Below are 20401 nucleotides of genomic sequence, written 5' to 3'. Positions count from 1 at the left end.
GGAATGTCTTGTGATGGGGCAATGGGGCCGATGGGGAGTGACAGTGTTGCTGGCGATCGCCATTCCGGTCTCGGCCGGCATGCTGTCGAATGCCTCTACCCCGGCCTCTTCTGCCATCACGTCGCATTACGGAACTGCCGGTCTTGAGCGGGTGCAGCGCTGGCAGGCGCTGATCACCCGGCTCAAGGGCCAGCCAGTGGCGGCGCAGCTGGCCGGCGTCAACGATTTCTTCAATCAGCTGGGCTTTGTGGATGACGTCAACGTCTGGCATCAGGAAGATTACTGGGCCACGCCGGTCGAGTTTCTGGGGGTCGGGCGCGGGGATTGCGAGGACTTTGCCCTGGCCAAGTATCTGACCCTGCTCGAACTGGGGGTCCCCGATGACCAGATGCGTCTTCACTACGTCAAATACGTGCCCTATGACCAGTTCCACATGGTGCTTTCCTGGGCGGCGGCCCCGCAGCAGATGCCCGTGCTTCTGGACAACATCAATAAAACCATCGCACCGGCCACGTCACGCCGGGATCTGATCCCCATCTATAGCTTCAACGGCAGCAGCCTCTGGACATCGACGGCATCGGGCCAGGAAGCGCCGATCGGCAGTTCAAGCCATCTGAGCCGCTGGGAGGACTGGCAGGTGCGCGTGCGCAATGGCGCCATGCAGTCGCCCTGACCCTGCTACCAAAGCGATGGCATCTTTGCCGCACGGATCACGTTTGCCCCCTGCCTTTTGCCGGTCTCCTCTGCGTATACTGATATACCTGTTGGCGACGTCTTGTCGCCAGATGTGTTTGTCAACGGAGACCTGTCATGAGCTGGACCCCCACCCGTGAAGCCTTTGATCAGTACATGCTGCCCAATTATTCACCCCAGAAGGTGATACCGGTGCGCGGCGAGGGTAGCCGCCTGTGGGACCAGGAGGGTCGCGAATATATCGATTTTGCCGGCGGCATCGCGGTCAATGGGCTGGGACACTGCCATCCGGTACTGATGGAAGCGCTGAAGGCGCAAAGCGAGAAGGTCTGGCACCTTTCCAATGTTTATACCAATGAGCCGGCACTGAAACTCGCCCGTACGCTGGTCGAGAAGACCTTTGCCGACAAGGTGTTTCTGTGTTCCTCGGGGTTGGAGGCCAACGAGGCGGCCCTGAAGCTGGCGCGGCGCTATGCCCATGACACGGTCGGCGAACAAAAGCATCGCATCGTCTCCTTTCGCCAGTCCTTCCACGGCCGCTCCTTTTTCACCGTCAGCGTCGGCGGTCAGCCCAAGTACTCTCAGGGGTTCGGCCCGGTACCCGGTGGGATCGAACACGGCACCTACAATGATCTCGAAAGTGCCCGCGAGCTGATCAACGACGACACCTGTGCGGTCATCGTCGAGCCCATGCAGGGTGAGGGCGGTGTCACCCCGGGTACGCCCGAGTTTCTTGAAGGCCTGCGCAAGCTCTGTGACGATCACAAGGCGCTGCTGATCTTTGATGAAGTCCAGTGCGGTGTCGGGCGCAGTGGCCATCTGTACGCCTACATGCATTACGGCATTACCCCCGACATTCTGACGTCAGCCAAGGCGCTGGGCGGCGGTTTCCCGATGGGCGCGATGATGACCACCGACGAGATCGCGCGCGTGTTCGTGGTCGGCACCCATGGCTCGACCTATGGCGGCAATCCGCTGGGCTCGGCGGTGGCGCTGGCGGCGGTGGAAACCATCAGCTCGCCCGAGGTGCTCAAGGGCGTCGAGGCGCGCTCACAGCGGTTTCGCGAGCACCTGCAAAAACTCAACGAAAAATATGACTGCTTCAGCGACATCCGCGGCATGGGGCTGCTTCTGGGAGCCGAATTCAATGACTCCTTTGGCGAGCGGGGGCGTGAGGTACTGGCGGCCGCGACCGAAGAGGGGCTAATGATGCTGGTGGCCGGCCCCAATGTGCTGCGCTTTGCGCCGTCTCTGGTCATCGAGCTGGAGGTGATTGATGAAGGCATGGCGTGTCTCGATCGTGCCCTGGCGCGGGTAATGGCCAACGGCTGAGGGGCGCTGTCATGTCACTGATTGCACGCAGTGCCACGCCTGATGATGTCGACGCCATCATGGCCATGGCCGCGATGGCGCGTCCTGCCCTGACCAATCTGCCGGCCGATCGTGACCGGTTGATGCAGCGCCTGGCCTCGAGCCAGGCGGCGTTGGCAGCAAGCGTTGACCGCCCGGGGGATGAACAGTATGTGCTGGTGGCGGAGACCGAGGCGGGCGAAGTGATCGCTACGGCCACGGTCAAGGCGCTGGCAGGGGGCCGGGAGGCCTATTACACCTATCGTCAGGAAACGCTGATTCACGCCTCGCAGCAGCTCGATGTCCGCCGCGAGGTGGACATTTTATCCATCTCGCATGAGATGTCTCATGCCTCGCTGCTGTGTGCGCTGGCGACCACCGATCATGGGCTGGCCGACAGTGCCCGACGCCTGCTGCGCGCAGCGCGACTGGCGCTGATCGCCCGGTTTCCGGAGCGCTTTGCCGCGACGCTGTTCGTGGCGCTGTCCGGCTATCGTGAGGGCGGGCGAACGCCGTTCTGGGATGGCGTGGGTCGCCATTTCTTCTCGCGTGACTTCGATGACATTCACCGGGCAGCAAGCCTGGGGTCGAGAAGCTTTATCGGTGAGGTCATGCCGCCGTTTCCGCTGTATCTGCCGCTGCTGGACGACCATGCGCGTGACGCCATCGGTCGGGCCGGCGACAATCACCTCAACGCTCTGACAGCCTGGCAGCAGGAGGGGTTTCGCCTGTCGCGCCACGTCGACATGCTCGATGGTGGACCGCTGCTGGAAGCGTCGCGCGATCATCTGCCTCATGGTCAGTGGCTGACCGTGCAGGTCGGTGATGTGTCTTTTGAGGGCGCCTGTGCCAGACCCGTGCTGATTGCCAGTCAACGGCTGGGAAGCTTTAGAGCCTGTGTGGTGACGGCGAGTCTCAACGAGCGCGGCCAATGCGTCATGGAGGCGGACAGTGTCCGGCGTCTTGCCGTTGAGATCGACGAGCCGGTACTGGTGATTCCCTTTGATCGATCCTGTGATTCGGAGGGACAGCCATGCTGATTCGGCCCATCGAGGAAAGCGACATTGATGCCCTGCAGGCGATCGCCGTCGAGACCGGCCCCGGATTTACCTCCCTGCCGGACAGCCGCGACTTTTTGATCGACAAGATCGCCCATGCTCGCGAGAGCTTTCAGCGCTCGCAGGAAACGACAGACGAGGCGCCTGAAGCTGCGCTCTATTTCTTTGTGCTCGAGGATGACAGCCAGCCTCTGGAGAGTGCCGAGCGTCTGGCCGGCTGCTGTGCGATCGAGTCGCGCGTCGGGCTTGAAGCGCCGTTTTACCACTATCGCATTGGTCAGCTGGCGCATTCCTCCAGCCACCTGGAGCTACATCGAACGCTGGATACGCTCTTTTTGTGTTCCGATCACACCGGCTCGGCCGAGGTGTGCTCGCTCTATCTGCGAGAGCGCTGGCGCGGCGAGGCGCAACGACCGATGCGCAACGGCACGCTGTTGTCCCGAGCGCGCTGGCTGTTCATGGCAGGCTTTCGCGAGCGCTTCCCGGACCGGGTGCTGGCCGAGATGCGCGGCCGCTTTGATGACGACGGCAAAAGCCCGTTTTGGGAGGCACTGGGCCAGAAATTCCTGCCCATCGAGTTTCAGCGTGCCGACCATCTCACCGGCATGGGCGAGAAGGGTTTCATCGGCGAGATGATGCCGCGCCACCCGATCTGTATCTCCTTTCTGCCGCCGAGTGCCCGGGCGTGCATTGGTCAGGTCCATACCCAGACCCGCCCGGCGCTGGCGATGCTCAACCGTGACGGTCTGCGCTTTGAAGGCTACATCGACATCTTTGACGGCGGCCCGACCGTGGAGGCCTACATTGATGACGTGCGCTCGATTCGCGATAGCCAAACCGCCCGTGTCAGCGTTCAGGAGGCGCTTTCAAGCGATGAGCGGCCGGGCTGGCTGGCGGCCACGACCGGGGCGGCGGTGGATTTCCGGGCCGGCTGGGTCGGGCGAGGGCCGCAGGACGACGTGATTGCCCTGACCCCGGAAGAGGCGCAGCGGCTGAAGGTCGACAACGGAGATACGCTCAGGCTGCTGGCCACCTGAGCATGCCATGTTCATGGAGGAAGAGATGAGTATCGAGATCACGCAGCAGCTGTTGGTAGGCGGTGAATGGATTTCGGGCGAGGGGAGCGCATTTGAAAAGCGTGACCCGGTCAGCGGTGAAGGTCTCTGGCAGGGTCGTGGTGCCAGTGCCGATCAGGTTGCGCGCGCAGTTGCTGCCGCCCGAAAAGCCTTTCCGGGCTGGGCACGACAGCCGATCGAGACCCGTATCGCACTGCTGGAAGCCTTCCGTGAGCGCCTGGAACATCACCGCAGCGTGCTGGCCGATACCATTGCCCGGGAAACCGGCAAGCCACGCTGGGAGGCCGGTACCGAAGTTCAGGCCATGATCGGCAAGATAGCCGTCTCCATGGCGGCCTGGCATGAGCGTACGCCCACGCGCGTGCGTGAAAGCGCCGGCGTGCGCGCCGTGGTGCGTCATCGCCCGCACGGCGTGATGGCGGTCTTTGGTCCTTACAACTTTCCCGGGCATCTGCCCAATGGCCATATCGTGCCGGCGCTTCTGGCCGGCAACACGGTAGTTTTCAAGCCCAGCGAGCTGACGCCGGCCACGGCCGATCTGGTGCTTTCCTGCTGGCAGGAAGCCGGTCTGCCGCCGGGCGTGATCAATCTGGTACAGGGCGGCATCGAGACCGGCCAGGCGCTGGCCGGCGACACCGGGATCGACGGGCTGCTCTTTACCGGCAGCGAGGGGACCGGCAAGCGTCTGCACGAAGGCATGGGCGGTCGACTGGAGACGATGCTGGCGCTGGAACTGGGCGGCAATAATCCGCTGCTGATTCATGACGTGCCGGAAGACATCGAGGCCACGGTGCTGACCATTATTCAGTCCGCCTATCTGTCGGGCGGCCAGCGCTGTACCTGCGCCCGGCGTCTGCTGGTGCCGGAAGGCACTTCGGGAGATCGGCTGATCGAGGCCCTGCGTCAAACACTGGCCACGCTGGTGGTGGGGCCGCAGTTCGATGGTATGGACGGACACGGCGAGCAGGAGCCGTTCTACAGTGGGCTGGTGTCTCCAGAGGCGGCGCAGAAAATGCTCGACGCCCAGCAGCAGCTCGAGGCGATGGGTGCAAGGGTGCTGTCGCGCATGGCGTGCGTGAAGGAAGGCACCAGTCTGCTGTCGCCGGGGTTGATGGACGTGACCGGCATTGAGGTGCCGGACGAGGAATATTTCGGACCGTTGCTGAAAATATACCGTTATCCTGATTGGGAAAATGCGATTGCCGAGGCCAATAACACCCGTTTTGGACTGGCCGCCGGACTGATTGGCGGCACTTTAGAGGTCTGGGAAGACTTTGTGCTGCGCATTCGTGCCGGCGTGGTCAACTGGAATCGACAGACCACCGGTGCGGCCAGCGATGCGCCCTTTGGTGGCGTGGGCGCCAGCGGCAATCACCGCCCCAGTGCCTGGTATGCGGCGGATTACTGTGCCTGGCCGGTCGCTTCCATGGAAAGCGATACGCTGGTGCTGCCGGATCAGCTGCCGCCGGGCATTACGCTGGCCGGTTTTGACGGTGAGGAGTCCATATGAGTGATGCCATCGAGATCAATTTTGATGGTCTGGTGGGCCCCACACACAACTACGCGGGGCTGGCGCAGGGCAATCTGGCCTCGAAACGTCACGCCGGGCTGATCTCCAACCCGCGAGAAGCCGCGTTGCAGGGGCTTGAAAAAATGAAGGCCTCACGCGATGCCGGCTTTGCTCAGGCGGTATTGCCGCCGCAGCAGCGCCCCGACATGGGGCTGTTGCATCGTCTTGGCTATCGCGGCGCCCCGGAAGATGTTCTGCCACGAGTCGGCAGCGAGTCGCCCGAGCTTTTGTACGCCGCCTGCTCGGCGGCGGCCATGTGGACGGCCAACGCCGCTACCATCACGCCCTCGCGCGACACGCTGGATTCCCGCGTACACGTCACGCCCGCCAACATGCAGTCGGCGCTGCATCGCTCGATCGAGACGTCGCAGACTGCGCGAACCCTCAGGGCGATCTTTCGTGATGAGCGATACTTTGCCCATCACCCGGCACTGCCGGCCACGCCCTGGTTTTCCGATGAGGGCGCGGCCAACCATACCCGCCTGTGCGCGCAGCACAGCGGTCCGGGCGTGCATCTGTTCGTGCATGGCGACCCGGCGCCGGACACCCTGGCTGCCCCGATACACCATCGCCCGCGACAGACCCTCAGGGCCTGCCGGGCGCTGGCCCGCCAGCACGGTTTGAGTGATCAGCAGACCGTGTTTGCCCAGCAGCATCCGGAGGCCATCGACGCAGGCGTGTTTCACAACGACGTGATCTGCGTCGGCAATGGGCCGGTACTGCTCTATCACGAGCGTGCCTTCCTTGAAGAGCGTGCGGTGCTGGAGGCGTTGCGCGACCGTCTTGCCGCGCGCAGCGATGGACAGCCGCTGATTCCCATCCGCGTGCCCGAGGAGGCCGTGCCGCTGGAAGCCGCGGTGGCGAGCTATCTGTTCAACTCCCAGCTTTTGAGCCGGGAGGACGGCAGCATGACGCTGGTGGTGCCGGGGGAGTGCGAGGCCGATGAGGCCGTCTGGATGACGATCCAGAACCTGCTGCTGGGTGGCAACAATCCGATCAGCGAGGTTGTGGTACGCGACGTCAAACAGAGCATGCGCAACGGGGGCGGCCCGGCCTGCCTGCGCCTGCGCGTGGTGCTTGGTGAGGCCGAACGTCAGGCGATGAACGGGCGTGTCATGCTTGATGATGGCCTGTACCGGGACCTCGTCCAATGGGTCGAGCGTCACTATCGCGATCGTCTGACGCTTGAGGATCTTGCCGATCCGCAGCTGGCCCACGAGTCGCTGGCAGCGCTTCAGGAGCTGACCGATCTGCTGGCGCTGGGATCAATTTATCCCTTCCAGCTGGAAGGTGTCGCGTCGCAGGGCCTTTTTTCATAAGACCATGGTTGTAAAGCGCTGGCGTCTTTATGGCTGGCAGGACGCTCGTTTAGCGCTGACACTTCAGGACAGTCCATCAACGGTCGATCCAATAACGGCATAGCGAGGTCATGACATGAAGGCGAAAGCACTGGTACTGGAGCGTCAGAACGAGCTGGCCCTGCGTGAGATCGAACTGCCCGGAGAGGTCGGACCGGATGATGTGCGCATCAGCATGCACACCGTGGGCATCTGCGGCAGCGATATTCACTACTACACCCACGGGCGCATCGGTCCCTTTGTAGTGGAGGCGCCGATGGTGCTGGGTCACGAGGGCGCCGGTACCGTCACGGAAGTCGGCGCCAATGTCAAAGCGCTCGCTCCGGGTGATCGGGTCTGCATGGAGCCGGGTATTCCGGATGCGACCTCGCGTGCGTCAAAACTCGGAATGTACAACGTCGACCCGGCCGTACGCTTCTGGGCCACGCCGCCCATCCATGGCTGTCTTACGCCCGAGGTCATTCATCCGGCAGCGTTTACCTTCAAGCTGCCGGACAGCGTCTCCTTTGCCGAAGGGGCCATGGTCGAGCCGTTTGCGGTGGGCATGCAGGCCGTGGTCAAGGCAAAACTGCAGCCGGGCGATACCTGCGTGGTGACCGGCTGCGGCCCGATCGGCCTGATGGTGGCCCTGGCGGCTCTGGCCTCCGGCGCCAGTCGCGTGGTGATCTCTGATGTGGTGGATGACAAGCTCGCCATCGCTGCCGGGTACAAGGGGCTGATTCCGGTCAATGTGGCCCACGAGTCGCTGACCGAGCGCGTTACCGAGCTGACCGGTGAGGGCTGGGGCGCCGATGTGGTGTTTGAAGCCAGCGGCAGCCCGCGCGTGTATGACGATGCGCTGGCCTGCGTGCGTCCGGGCGGCGTCATGGTGCTGGTCGGCATGCCGGTCGAAAAGGTCAGTTTCGATGTGGTCCTCGCCCAGACGAAGGAAGTGCGCATCGAGACGGTCTTTCGCTATGCCAACGTCTATGACCGGGCCATCGAACTGATCGCCTCCGGCAAGGTGAATCTCAAGCCGCTGATTGCCGAAACCTTTGATTTCGACCAGAGCGTGGCGGCCTTTGATCGCGCCGTTGAGGCGCGGCCCACGGACGTCAAGCTACAGATCAGGGTGGCCGCCGACGAACGGCACTGATCGAACGGTCGAAAAGGGACAGCAGGTGAGGCCCACGACGTCCGGGCCCGGGTGCGTTAAGCTTGTTCCTTTTCAAACAGTTGTGGAGGCGTTCGATGTTTCTGGTCTGCGGTGAGGCCCTTTTTGACTTCTTTTCCGATGAGGGGCAGATCGCCCCGGACGCTTCATCGCTGTCGTTTACGGCCGTGGCCGGCGGCTCGCCCATGAACGTGGCCATCGGCCTTTCACGCCTTGAGCGTCAGTCCGCCTTCTTTACCGGGCTGGCGCAGGACGCGCTGGGCGAGCGCCTGCGTGCGGTGCTGGCCAGTGAGTCGGTCGAGACCGACTTCATGGTTGAGATCCCGGGCAGCGCGACCACGCTGGCCATGGTGACGCTGGATGACAATGGCTCGCCGCGCTACGTCTTCTACAACCAGTGCGGCGCCGATCGCATGCTGGAAACAGCGCATTTGCCCTCAAGCCTTGAGACGGTGCATGCCATTCATGTCGGTTCCTATGCGCTCGCCGTCTCGCCCACCAGCGAAACGCTGGAGGCGCTGGTGGCACGTGAGCGCGACCGCTGCCTGATCTCGCTGGATCCCAACATTCGTCTCAAGGTCGAGCCCGACGTGGCACGCTGGCGCGAGCGTATCGATACCTTCGCTGCGCATGCCCATCTGATCAAGATCAGCGATGAAGACCTTGAGTCCCTTTATCCGGACAGGGACTCTGAGGTGGTGATCCGCGGCTGGCTTAATGACCGTTGCCCAATGGTCATCATGACCCGTGGCGGGGAAGGCGTGACGCTTTTCACGGCAAGCGGCAGTGAATCCTTCACGCCCGAAGTGATCAGCGTCGTGGACGCCGTGGGTGCCGGCGACAGCTTCATGGCAGCGCTTCTGGCATGGCTCGACGAACAGGGTCTGGCCACGCCCGAAGGCCCCGGTCAGCTGACTCAGGATCAGCGCCGTGACATGGTGGAATTTGCCATGCGGGCGGCAGCGCATACCTGCCAGCAGCGTGGGCCGGATCTGCCCCGTCGTCACGAGATCATGACGTAAATACCATCGTATTGATTCAACAGGGAGAAAAGGGATGTTCTCGAAATCCGGTCGCGGTATGTCACTTGTCGCAGGGCTGCTGATGTCTGGTGTGGCGCTGGCAGAGGCACCCGCCACGCACGAGGCTCATGGCTCATCGGCGGGCGAGGCCGATCAGGCAGCGCATGCCTTCAGTGAGGCCAATCAGCGCATGCATCATGACATGGCCATCAGTACCAGTGGCAATGTCGACATGGACTTTGCGCGGGGCATGCTGGCTCATCACAGAGGGGCAGTCGATATGGCGCGTATCGAGCTCGAGCATGGCAGCGATGAGCAGATGCGGTCACTGGCCCGTAACGTCATCGATGCCCAGCAGCGTGAAATCGATCAGCTCGAGCGCTGGATTGCCGAGCATGACGACTCGCCTGATTCTCAAAAAGCAAAATAGACAGCACTCGATGCCGACAGGCACTCGCCTGATCCGTTCTGGCAGGGCATGATGACCTGACGCTCAGGCACGCTTGAATCGTGACCGGGCACGGGGCCACCCGTGGGTGGCCCCTCACAATGCGACCAATAACAACAATCGCGAGGTGTCGTCATGATGCATGAAACGAAGCATGACAGCGGCGTTCGTCACGACGCCGTGGCTGAAGACTATCTGCAAAAGCGTCAGCTCAAAAAGGGCGCCGCCGGTTGGGTGCTGCTGGCGACGCTGGGCGTGTCCTATGTGATCTCCGGTGATTTTGCCGGCTGGAACCTGGGCATTGGGGTGGGCGGTTTTGGCGGCATGCTGATCGCCACCATTCTGATGGCCATCATGTACACCGCCATGGTGCTGTCGCTGGCGGAGCTCTCCTCATCACTGCCCACCGCCGGGGGTGGTTACAGCTTTGCCCGCCGGGCCATGGGGCCGTGGGGCGGTTATATCACCGGCACGGCCATTTTGCTCGAATACGCCATTGCGCCAGCGGCGATTGCCATCTTCATTGGCGGCTACGTCAATTCCCTGATCGGGCTCGACGGGCCACTGGTCTATGCCGTGTTCTATATCGCCTTTGTGGGGCTGCATCTGTGGGGTGCAGGTGAGGCGCTTCGCATCATGATGGGAGTCACGGCGCTGGCCGTGATTGCCATTGTCGTGTTCATCGTTGGCATGCTGCCGCATTTTGACACCGCCCGACTTTTTGATATCGCCCCGACCCAGGCGCTGGGCGCTTCCCTCTTTCTGCCCAACGGCTATCTGGGCATCTGGGGGGCGATCCCCTTTGCCATGTGGCTGTTTCTGGCCGTTGAGGGGGTCCCGCTGGCCGCTGAAGAATCGCGCCATCCCGGACGCGACATGCCACGCGGCATTATCGCGGCGATGGCTGTCCTGCTGGTCTTTGCCTTTTGCATGCTGCTACTGGCGCCGGGCGGTGCCGGTGCCCGCGCCATGAGTACTTCAGCGGCGCCGCTGGTGGACGCCCTCAACGCTGTCTACGGGCTGGGCAACTGGGCAGCAAGCTTTGTGAATCTGATCGGCCTGTTCGGGCTGATTGCCTCGTTTTTTTCGATCATCTTTGGCTATTCGCGTCAGGTGTTTGCCCTGTCGCGGGCCGGCTATATTCCCCGAATACTGTCGATTACCAGCCGCCGTGGGGCACCCGTACTGGCCCTGATCGTGCCCGGGGTCATCGGCTTTTTGCTGTCACTGACCGGGCAGGGGGATTTGATGATCACCATGGCCGTGTTCGGCGCGACCATCTCGTACGCCATGATGACGCTGTCGCACTGGCTACTGCGCACCCGCGAGCCGGACCTGGCAAGGCCCTATAAAACGCCGGGCGGGCGCTGGACCTCCGGGGTGGCGCTGGGACTCTCCATCATCGCCTTTATCTCGACCTTTGTGGTCAGCCTGCAGGCCGCGCTCTGGGCAGGTCTTTTCTACGCCATCATGCTGGCCTGGTTTGGGCTTTACAGTCGCAAGCGACTGGTAGCACAGGCGCCGGAAGAGGAATTTGACGCCATTGCCAGCGCCGAGGCGACGTTAAAGTAACCCTGTTCGATGGGCGCATCTGATAACAGAATTTGATAGAAGCGTCTGATGACAGTGTCTGTTGATAGAAAAAGGGTGTAACCACGCATGAAAGTCGGTCTGCTGCAGTGTGATGATCTGGCCCCCCATGTGGCCCGCGTGCATGGCAACTATCCTGCCCTATATGCGCGGCTTTTACAGGCGGTGGACCCCACCATCGAATTCGTCACCTGGCGGGTTCACGAAGGTGAACTGCCCACTGAATCTGACGTGGTCGATGCCTGGCTGATTTCCGGCAGCAAGGCCGGCGTCTACGAGGGGCATGCCTGGATCGAGTCGCTACTGACGCTGATTCGCCGTCTGTACGCCGAGCATCAAACGGTGGTTGGCATCTGCTTTGGCCACCAGGCGATAGCGCAGGCGCTTGGCGGTCGTGTGGGGAAAAGCGATCGCGGCTGGGGCGTGGGGGTCTCGTTCAATACGGTGATACATCATAAATCGTGGATGACGCCCGGGCAGGCAGGGCTGGATCTGATCGTCAGTCATCAGGATCAGGTGCTGGCCCTGCCCGAAGACACCGAGGTGCTGGCTGAAAGCCCGTTCTGCCCGTATTACCTGCTGCAGTATGGTGCCCGCTTCATGAGCGTTCAGGGCCATCCCGAGTTCTCGAAGGCATGCAGCGCAGATCTGATGGCCGACAAGGGCGACAGGCTGCCGGAACGTCGCCGCCGCGAGGCCATGGCCTCGCTCAATGCGCCGGTCGATGATCATGTCATGGCACGCTGGATCGTCAATTTCATGCGCGAGGGCAGCACTGCCGACTAGACCTTCTTGATGCTGGCAGCCCACCCGCGGGTCGGCTGCCTTTTCCTGTTCTGCCGATCGGTGGCGCTATTCCAGCGTGAGCCTTTGGCTCTTTTCCAGCGCCTTCGTGCGGCTGTCGGTAAAGTCGTTCTCTGCGTGGCGTTCGATGAGATAGACCGGCAGGCCTTCACGGTCGGCCACGGTAGTGCCGTCCTCTCGTCCCAGACAAAGCATGGTGGTGGCCCAGGCATCGCTGACGGCGGCCTCGGTGCCAAAGACGGTGGCCGAGACCAGATCATGCGTGGCGGGGTGGCCACTGCGCGGATCGATGATATGACCATAGGCATGGCCGCTGTCGTCAAAATAGCGCCGGTAGGTGCCGGAGGTGTTGAGCGACAGCCCCTGGCGGTCATTGACGGTCACGATGTGGCCGGCGCGGCGCTCGCCGGGGCTTGGCGTCTCGATCCCGACCCGCCAGGGCTCATCGTCCGGCTTGGCGCCACGGATGCGCATGTCGCCGCCCAGCTCTGCCAGATAATCGTGAATGCCATGGGATTCCAGCATTGCGGCAATCCGGTCCACGCTAAAGCCTTCGCCCATTGAGGACAGATCGATGGAGAGCTCGGGGATCGTCTTGCGAATTTTTCCGGCGCTGGCGTCGAGCTCGAGATGCTCAAGGCCGATATGCGTCATGGCCTCACGGATGGACTCATCCGAGGGCACCTGGAAATTTTCGTCCTGAAACCCCCACAACCTGAACAGCGGGGCGACCGTCGGGTCGTAGCAGCCCTTTGACTGTTCATTGACGCGGCGTGCAATCTGCAGCAGATGAATGACGTCGGGCGGCGCTGCCTGCCAGTCGGTACTGCGATTGTCGTTGAAGCGTGAAATCCAGGAGTCGTCGCGATAGGTCGAAATGTCCTGATCGATCTTCGTGAGCACCCGGGTCAGGTCGGCCTCGATGTTTCCATGAGAGGGGGTATCCTCGCCCCACCACTTGATGTGATAGGTGGTGCCCTGAGCCTCACCCTGAGCCAGTTCGACTTCGGGGACGCGGTCACAGCCGATCAGCAGCATGGCGGCGATAATGGGGGAAAGGGGGACAAGTGCGCGTGTGTTCATGAGCAACCATTAACAGAAGTGAGTCCGTGTCCAGGACCATGACTGTGGTGAAAAGCGCATACATTGTGCGTCATCGCGACGCGCAGCTCCATTCAGGTTAGGCTGAGGGCTTGGAGCCACGTCAGAGGAGGGGAATATGCCACTGGATTCGCAGTTTGGACGCTGGCTGCAGGAAGCCGCCGAAAGGGCGCCGGATGTCAGCGCCATGAGTGTTGCCCAGCGCCGTGCTGTTGCCGATCAGGCCAATCTGAAACTTCAGCGCCCGCCACTGGCGTATCCGGTTGCAGAAATCAGGGATATCTCGATTCCCGGCCCGGGCGGTGCCATGACACTGCGACTTTATTACCCCTTCGTACACGGCTCGAGCGGGCCAAGACCCGTCACGGTATTCTTTCATGGCGGTGGGTTCGTCACCGGGTCGCTGGCGACCTATGACGTGATCTGTCGCGCGCTGTGTAGCGCCTCGAAAACCATCGTGGCCTTTGTGGATTATCGTCTGGCACCGGAGCATCCGTTTCCGGCCGCGCCCGATGATGCGCTGGCCGCCGTGCGCTATATCGGACGTCATGCCGGCAGTTTTGGCGGCGACGACACCCGTCTGGCACTGGCCGGGGACAGTGCCGGTGGCCTTCTGGCAGCGCTGACGGCGCTGCGAGTGCGTGATGAGGGCGGCCCGGAGCTGCGCGGACAGTGCCTGCTTTATCCCATGCTGGATTTTCAGCGCGACGGGCTGGATTCGCTGACACGCCATGCCAGCGGCTATGGCTTTACTCGTGAGGCGCGCGACTGGTATATCCAGCAGTATCTGCCCGATGAGAAGGCCCGCGCCCATCCGTTCAATACGCTGCTCGAACACCAAAACCTGTCGGGGCTGCCGCCGGCACTGGTCATGACGGCGGAGTTTGATCCAGTGTGTGACGAAGGCGTGCGCTATGCCGAGCTGCTGGCCGAGCAGGGCGTGCTGACGCGTCACAGCCACTACTACGGCATGATTCATGCCTTTATTCGAAGGCTTGGTCAGCACATTCAGGCCGACCAGGCCATTGATGAATGCGGGGTCTGGCTGCGCCGCATGCTGGTACCTCCTGCCGGCTGACGCCCGCTCTCGGGCGCAATGCCCCGACGCTGTCAGGACTGCGACCTTGGTCTATACAACCAAGGTCCATCTGTTGACCTCTCCAGCGTGTGAATAAGCTCTGCAGGTTACAAAAACCTCACAGGCAACCTTGGCCGCGCTGGCCGGATCGAGTCGATCCAGGAGATGGCGTGCGCAAGGGTCAAGGAGAATGTTGATATGGTGACCTTTCTGGCCGGGATCCTGCTGCTTGTCGTGGGGTATTTTACCTACGGCAAGTTTGTGGAACGCGTTTTCGAATCCAATCACCGCCGTCCCACGCCGGCACATACCCTGCGCGATGATATCGATTATCTGCCCATGGGCACCAAGCGCAACGCGCTGATCCAGCTTTTAAACATTGCCGGTGTCGGGCCGATTTTCGGGCCGATTCTTGGCGCGCTTTACGGCCCGGTGGCCTTTATCTGGATCGTGGTGGGCTGCATCTTCGCCGGCGCCGTGCATGATTATCTCACCGGCATGATCTCGATTCGCAACCACGGTGCCCACCTGCCGCAGCTGGCCGGCAAGTTTCTGGGCCGGGTGATGAAACATGTGGTGAATTTCTTTGCGCTGCTGTTGCTGTTGCTGGTGGGTACCGTCTTTGTGACCGCACCGGCGACGCTTTTGGCCAACATGCTGCCGGTCTCGCTGACGGTCATTACGCTGGCCATTTTTGCCTACTATCTGCTCGCCACGCTCTTGCCCATCGACAAGGTCATCGGACGTATCTATCCGTGGTTCGGCGCGCTTTTGCTGTTCAGTGCCGCCGGGATCGGCATCATGATGATCGTGCGCGGTGCCCCGATTCCGGAACTGAATTTCTCCAATATGCATCCGGATAATGCACCGATCTTCCCGCTGCTGTTTCTGACCATCTCCTGTGGCGCGCTGTCGGGCTTTCACGCCACCCAGACGCCGATCATTTCGCGCACTACCGGTAATGAGAACAACGGTCGCAAGATTTTCTACGGCATGATGATCACCGAAGGCGTCATCGCCATGATCTGGGCGGCAGCAGCCATGAGCCTGTTCCATGGCGACAACAGCCTTTCTCAGGTACTGGCACAGGGTGGCCCGGCCGCCGTGGTGCAGAGCGTGTCGGTGAATCTGCTGGGCGCGGTAGGCGGTACGCTGGCCGTACTGGGCGTTATCGTATTGCCGATCACTTCGGGGGATACCGCCTTTCGCAGCGCGCGCATGATCATTGCCGACTATCTCCACATCGCTCAGCGCCCGATGGCCAAACGCATTATGGTGGCTGCACCGCTGTTCGTGATCTCCTATGGGCTGACCCATATGGACTTTACGCTGCTGTGGCGCTATTTCTCCTGGGCCAACCAGACTACGGCGGTCATCGCGCTGTGGGTCGCCACCATGTATCTGATTCTGGCCAAAAAGGCTTACTGGATGACGCTGTTGCCGGCGCTTTTCATGACCATGGCGACCTTTACCTACATCGCCTGGGCACCGATCGGTTTCGGACTGCCCCTGACCGTGGCCTATATTGTGGCCGCGCTGGGCACCGCCGTGGCACTGGCGCTGTTCATGAAGCGGGTACGCAGACTCTCCGGCGGTATCTTTGCCGTGGACGAGCCGGCAGAGCCGGTCTCGCCGGGGGCAGAGCTCACTGGCGTACCGGCCTGACCGCTTCGGTATGACCCTTCATGAAAAGGCCCCGTCAATGACGGGGCCTTTTTCGTTTACGGCATAAAGACTGCCGGGTCGCTGTCAGTTCTGATCGGGCTGCGGAGCGTTGGTGCCGTCTTCATTGAAGTACTTGTCGTGGATCTCATCGTAGGTACCGTTGGACTTCAATGTGGCCAGTGCCTTGTCGAATTTTTCGGCCAGGGCCTTGTCACGCTGGCGAAAGGCAATACCAAAGCCATCGCCGAAGTACTCCTTCGGTTCGGTCATCATCTCGCCCATGGTCTTGTACTTGCCGCCCTTGAGCAGCGCAGCCTGACCGGTGGGGTAGTCCAGAAACGCGATGTCCAGCCGCCCGGTTTCCATGTCGACGGCCACATCATCGGCGCTGGCATAGCGCTGAATGTTGGCCACATCGCCAAACTTGTCGGTCACGTAATTGTCCTGCACGGTGCCACGCTGCACGCCGATGTTCTTGCCCTTGAGGTCGCTGGAGGCAACGCCTGCCATCTTCGTTGAAGTGGGCGCAAACCAGGCCGAGGGCGGCACCAGGTACGGATCAGAGAAAAGCACCTGCTGACGGCGTTCTTCGTTGATGGTCATCGAGGACATGATGGCGTCGAACTTGCGGGACATCAGACCCGGGATGATGCCGTCCCAGCCCTGTTCGACCCAGTTACACTTGAGCTCGGCCTGCTTGCACAGGGCGTTGCCCAGTTCAATATCAAAGCCTGCCAGCTCGCCGGAAGGCGTGCGGTATTCCATGGGCACATAAGGAATATCCACCCCGATACGCACCGTGTCGTCATCACGCGCCTGCGCCGAGCCTGCAGCAATGGCTGCCCCCAGTAGTGAAACCGTCAGTAGTCTTTTCATCATTGTCTCTCTTTTTAAAAGGACCGCCCGGCGCACCGGGTCGACGCTGGATTATCACCATGATCTACCGGGCGGATGCAAGTGCTGTAACCGCATGTAAGGAAGATCATGATGATGTCTGGCGGACTTCAGCGGGGCTGTAGATGGGCCAGCATGCGCTTTTCCAGCAGTCTGAAAATGCCCTGAATGGAAAAGCTCAGCACCATGTAGCACAGCGCCACAAAAATGAACGCCGAGAAGGGCGCGTAATAGCGCGAATAGATGTTGTAGGCCACGCCGGTCAGATCGGCAATGGTCACGACACTGGCAATGGCACTGGCGTGCAGCATGAAAATGACTTCGTTGCCGTAGGCCGGCAGCGCGCGACGCAGGGCGCTGGGCAGGATGATGCGCCGATAGGCCAGCATTGGTGACATGCCGTAGGCGCGCGCCGCTTCAAGCTCGCCCCTGGGTGTTGCCTTGATCGCCCCGTAGAAGATCTCGGTGGTATAGGCCGCCGTATTGAGCAGAAATGCCAGCAGCGCCGGATAGAGCGGATCCTTGATCAGTGGCCATATCGCACTGTCCTGCACGCCGGGAATGAAGGCCAGACCGTAATAGGCGATGTAGAGCTGGATCAGAAGCGGGGTGCCACGAAAGATCCACGTATAGAGCCAGATGCTCTTGCGCACGATCCAGATCGGGCTGGCGCGACCGATGGACAGCGGTACGGCCAGAAACAGGCCAATCACCAGTGAGATAAAGACCAGCTGAACGGTGTTGACGAAGCCGCCCCAGTACTGGGCAAGCGTGGCCGGTGTGAAGATGGCGTTATCACTGAGCCATGGGGCGAGAGACTGAAGAAGCTCCTGCATTATGACGCCTCCTCAAAGCCGGCGTTGTAGCGTTTTTTCAACCACTGCATACCGATTTCCGACAGTGATGTGATGGCCAGATACCCCAGCGCGACCGGAATCATGAACAAAAAGGTCTGGTGGGTTGCTCGTGTGGCCTCGGCGGCGACACGCACCATGTCGGACAGGCCGATGATCGACACCAGGGCCGTGGTCTTTAACAGCACCATCCAGTTGTTGCCCAGGCCCGGCAGGGCGTGGCGCATCATCAGCGGAAAGCGGATGTGGCGAAACAGTAGCCATGAGCTCATGCCGAAGGACTCGGCGGCCTCGATCTGGCCCTGGTCCACGGCCAGAAAGGCGCCGCGAAAGGTTTCGGCCATGTAGGCCCCAAAGATCAGCCCGATGGTGATCACACCGGCCACAAACGGGTCGATATTGATGAAAATGTCCCAGCCCCAGCGGTCATAGATCATGTCGGTGATCTGGTTGATGCCGATCTGGGCGCCATAAAAAAGCAGCAGCATCAGCACCAGATCCGGCACGCCGCGAATGATCACGGTGTAGATGATGGCTGGCAGGCGCAGTACGGCCAGGCGTGACAGACGGGCGCTGGCGGTCACAAGCCCCAGCACGACCGCCACCAGCAGCGAGAGTACCGCCAGCTCAAGGGTCAGCAGGGCGCCCTCCAGAAGACGGGGTCCATAGCCCTGAAAATCGATCATGGCAGTCTCCTTGAGGTTAGCGCCCGCGCGGTGCGAGAAACTGTTGCAGGCGAGGCGAGCTCGGGTTGTCCAGCACCTCGGAGGGGTGACCCTGCTCCTCGACCATGCCCTGATGCAGATAGACCACCTGATTGGAAACGTCGCGGGCAAAGTCCATCTCGTGGGTGACCACGATCATGGTACGCCCCTCGTCGGCCAGCTCGCGCATGACCTTGAGCACATCGCCCACCAGCTCCGGGTCGAGCGCCGAGGTCGGCTCGTCAAAGAGCATGACCTCGGGCTCCATCGCCAGTGCCCGGGCGATGGCGCCACGCTGCTGCTGGCCGCCGGAAAGCTGGGCCGGGTAATAGTGCGCCCGGTCGGCCAGCCCGACCCGCTCCAGAAGCGCCATGCCCTGTTCCATCGCGCGGGCCTTTGGAATGCCGCGCACGTACACGGGGGCTTCGATGACGTTGGCAATCAGCGTCATGTGCGCCCAGAGATTGAAGCTTTGAAAGACCATCGACAGCCGCGTACGAATGCGCTGGAGCTGGCTCCGGTCGGCAGGTTCACGCCCGTGACGGGTCTGACGAAAACCGATGGGTTCACCGTGAACGATGATCTCGCCGCTGTCAGGGCGCTCAAGCAGGTTCATGCAGCGCAAAAAGGTGCTCTTGCCGGAACCGGAGGCGCCGATCAGGGTGATGACATCACCCTTTCTGGCTTCCAGCGAAATGCCCTTGAGCACTTCGTTGCTGCCAAAGCGTTTATGGATGTCGCTGACGATCAGCGGAATGGAGGCGTCGGCCAAGGCACTCTCCTGAATGTTGTCATTTGTGGTGTGAAATCATGCAACAGGCCGTTTTTAATGTGGCGACCCGAGGTGTTTGGCGGCGCATGTTAACAGGACCGCTTGAGGCGCGCCCGTCTGATGGGATCATCCTGTACCAGGATACGCCGCTGCCACGGGCCGGGCCAGCAATAGTGCTCTTGCCCCGCGCTCGACGCCGGCATTGGGAAACACGACATGCACCGGGGCGTCCCTGACGATCCAGTCGCCGTAGGCACGGTCATGGACGACACGGCTGCCCGGGGGGAATTCGGTAAAGTTGGCAATGTCATCGGCAAAGCACAGGTGGAATTCATCGCTTTCGCGCATGATTTCATCGACCACGGTAAAGCGCACAAGCGGCGTCTTGCCGGAAGGCTTGTCATGGGTGCCGGCGATGCGTGCGCGCAGCAGATCCAGCATGGGAGCGAGGGGCTCAAGATCATTGCTTCCAAAGGGCGCCACGCGTCCAAGTTCCAGCGTAAAGCCCTGAGCGCCATGATAGTGGCGACTGTAGTGCGAAAACGTCCAGCTGTGCTGATGCTGTGACAGCCCGGCCTGAATACCGGCATCGGCCAGTTGCTGCCAGACGGTGTCAGGTGTTGGCGTGTCGCTGAAGGGTTCGACGGCAAAGCGCGGATAGCGGCTGTCGCGGATGGCGGTATGCATGTCCAGATGCAGCACCGGACCGGCAACCTCGTCCACGAAGCGGTCCACGGCACGCATCAGCTCAAGGGCGCGCAGGCACTCGAATCGGTGGTCATCCTGAAGCAGGGTCTCGCGGCGAAAAAGCCGATTGAGGTTGGTGTCGAGATAGCGCTGCCCTTTGGCAATGGCGCGGCGGTTGCCCAGAATCAGCAGGGCAGGTGCCCCGACGCGCAGCTGTCCGGCATCAATCGCTGCCAGAAGCTCGCCAAACAGCTCTATCGGTGCCGTCTCATCACCATGAATGCCTGCCGAGATAATGGTGGCGCCCGGCGTTTCATGACATCGCTGTGGTAATAGCGCCATGACCCCCGGGGCATACTCGACCACCGATACGCCTGGCAATGCGCCACAATCCGACCACACTGTCAGCTCATCAGTGGCGATGAACTCCGCAAAATAATCGCTCAGTGACATGTCCGCCCCTCGTTGTTATGCAATCGGCAGCCTGTAGTGTAAGCCAGGATGGCCGTATTAACGCCGGGTAG

The 20401-nt window shown here is 61.6% G+C and carries 19 protein-coding genes; 13 read left to right on the top strand and 6 right to left on the bottom strand.

All coding sequences use genetic code 11. The annotated features are described in order from the left end of the window. The first annotated feature begins 43 nt into the window (after nucleotides 1–43). The 11 genes from ACUN8C_RS12475 (at nucleotide 44) to ACUN8C_RS12425 (ending at nucleotide 12104) form a co-directional block, all read left to right on the top strand. Entirely contained in the window at nucleotides 44–673 is a 630-nt protein-coding gene (locus ACUN8C_RS12475; protein ID WP_445619510.1) for a transglutaminase-like cysteine peptidase, read from the top strand. Nucleotides 674–810: 137 nt separating this feature from the next. After that, complete coding sequence (locus tag ACUN8C_RS12470) at nucleotides 811–2025, top strand: aspartate aminotransferase family protein (RefSeq protein ID WP_445619509.1); 1215 nt, start codon at nucleotides 811–813, stop codon at nucleotides 2023–2025. 11 nt (nucleotides 2026–2036) lie between these two features. Beyond that, entirely contained in the window at nucleotides 2037–3083 is a 1047-nt protein-coding gene (locus ACUN8C_RS12465; protein ID WP_445619508.1) for an arginine N-succinyltransferase, read from the top strand. After that, nucleotides 3077–4138 carry an arginine N-succinyltransferase gene (astA, locus tag ACUN8C_RS12460; RefSeq protein WP_445619507.1) on the top strand — a complete coding sequence of 354 codons (1062 nt, stop codon included), beginning with the start codon at nucleotides 3077–3079 and terminating at the stop codon, nucleotides 4136–4138. The genes ACUN8C_RS12465 and astA overlap by 7 nt, the downstream gene beginning before the upstream one ends. Nucleotides 4139–4169: 31 nt before the next feature. Continuing rightward, nucleotides 4170–5687 carry a succinylglutamate-semialdehyde dehydrogenase gene (gene astD, locus ACUN8C_RS12455; RefSeq protein WP_445621862.1) on the top strand — a complete coding sequence of 506 codons (1518 nt, stop codon included), beginning with the start codon at nucleotides 4170–4172 and terminating at the stop codon, nucleotides 5685–5687. After that, nucleotides 5684–7066, top strand: a complete 1383-nt coding sequence (gene astB, locus ACUN8C_RS12450; RefSeq protein WP_445619506.1) for an N-succinylarginine dihydrolase — start codon at nucleotides 5684–5686, stop codon at nucleotides 7064–7066. The genes astD and astB overlap by 4 nt, the downstream gene beginning before the upstream one ends. Before the next feature lie 115 nt (nucleotides 7067–7181). Beyond that, entirely contained in the window at nucleotides 7182–8240 is a 1059-nt protein-coding gene (locus ACUN8C_RS12445) for an NAD(P)-dependent alcohol dehydrogenase (protein ID WP_445619505.1), read from the top strand. A 95-nt stretch (nucleotides 8241–8335) separates the two neighbouring features. Then, the gene (locus ACUN8C_RS12440; RefSeq protein ID WP_445619504.1) at nucleotides 8336–9280 is read left to right on the top strand and encodes a carbohydrate kinase family protein; all 945 of its coding nucleotides are present in this window, start codon (nucleotides 8336–8338) and stop codon (nucleotides 9278–9280) included. A gap of 34 nt (nucleotides 9281–9314) precedes the next feature. Beyond that, a complete protein-coding gene (copM, locus tag ACUN8C_RS12435; protein ID WP_445619503.1) occupies nucleotides 9315–9710 on the top strand; it encodes a CopM family metallochaperone in 396 nt (131 codons plus the stop codon). Between the two features lie 156 nt (nucleotides 9711–9866). Continuing rightward, the gene (eat, locus tag ACUN8C_RS12430) at nucleotides 9867–11300 is read left to right on the top strand and encodes an ethanolamine permease (RefSeq protein ID WP_445621861.1); all 1434 of its coding nucleotides are present in this window, start codon (nucleotides 9867–9869) and stop codon (nucleotides 11298–11300) included. Nucleotides 11301–11387: 87 nt separating this feature from the next. Further along, a complete protein-coding gene (locus ACUN8C_RS12425) occupies nucleotides 11388–12104 on the top strand; it encodes a type 1 glutamine amidotransferase (protein WP_445619502.1) in 717 nt (238 codons plus the stop codon). A gap of 66 nt (nucleotides 12105–12170) precedes the next feature. On the opposite strand, the gene ACUN8C_RS12420 is transcribed toward ACUN8C_RS12425, so the two are convergent. Next, complete coding sequence (locus tag ACUN8C_RS12420; protein WP_445619501.1) at nucleotides 12171–13205, bottom strand: FAD:protein FMN transferase; 1035 nt, start codon at nucleotides 13203–13205, stop codon at nucleotides 12171–12173. A 136-nt stretch (nucleotides 13206–13341) separates the two neighbouring features. Here ACUN8C_RS12420 and ACUN8C_RS12415 point away from each other — a divergent pair, with 136 nt between their 5' ends. Continuing rightward, nucleotides 13342–14301 (top strand): alpha/beta hydrolase, encoded by a 960-nt coding sequence (locus tag ACUN8C_RS12415; RefSeq protein WP_445619500.1) that lies wholly within the window; start codon nucleotides 13342–13344, stop codon nucleotides 14299–14301. 198 nt (nucleotides 14302–14499) lie between these two features. After that, nucleotides 14500–15966 carry a carbon starvation CstA family protein gene (locus tag ACUN8C_RS12410; protein WP_445619499.1) on the top strand — a complete coding sequence of 489 codons (1467 nt, stop codon included), beginning with the start codon at nucleotides 14500–14502 and terminating at the stop codon, nucleotides 15964–15966. A gap of 84 nt (nucleotides 15967–16050) precedes the next feature. Here ACUN8C_RS12410 and ACUN8C_RS12405 read toward each other — a convergent pair whose 3' ends face one another. The 5 genes from ACUN8C_RS12405 to ACUN8C_RS12385 form a co-directional block, all read right to left on the bottom strand. Further along, nucleotides 16051–16842, bottom strand: a complete 792-nt coding sequence (locus ACUN8C_RS12405) for a transporter substrate-binding domain-containing protein (protein WP_445621860.1) — start codon at nucleotides 16840–16842, stop codon at nucleotides 16051–16053. Nucleotides 16843–16970: 128 nt separating this feature from the next. Further along, the gene (locus ACUN8C_RS12400) at nucleotides 16971–17696 is read right to left on the bottom strand and encodes an ABC transporter permease (protein WP_108842750.1); all 726 of its coding nucleotides are present in this window, start codon (nucleotides 17694–17696) and stop codon (nucleotides 16971–16973) included. Beyond that, nucleotides 17696–18400: an ABC transporter permease gene (locus ACUN8C_RS12395; protein WP_445619498.1), complete on the bottom strand. Its 705-nt coding sequence runs from the start codon at nucleotides 18398–18400 to the stop codon at nucleotides 17696–17698. The genes ACUN8C_RS12400 and ACUN8C_RS12395 overlap by 1 nt, the downstream gene beginning before the upstream one ends. Nucleotides 18401–18416: 16 nt before the next feature. Continuing rightward, entirely contained in the window at nucleotides 18417–19190 is a 774-nt protein-coding gene (locus ACUN8C_RS12390) for an ABC transporter ATP-binding protein (RefSeq protein ID WP_445619497.1), read from the bottom strand. A 126-nt stretch (nucleotides 19191–19316) separates the two neighbouring features. After that, entirely contained in the window at nucleotides 19317–20330 is a 1014-nt protein-coding gene (locus tag ACUN8C_RS12385) for a succinylglutamate desuccinylase (protein ID WP_445619496.1), read from the bottom strand. Nucleotides 20331–20401: the final 71 nt, after the last annotated feature.

It is taken from the genome of Kushneria sp. Sum13 (assembly GCF_052692355.1).
This window is presented reverse-complemented; position numbering and strand designations above follow the sequence as displayed.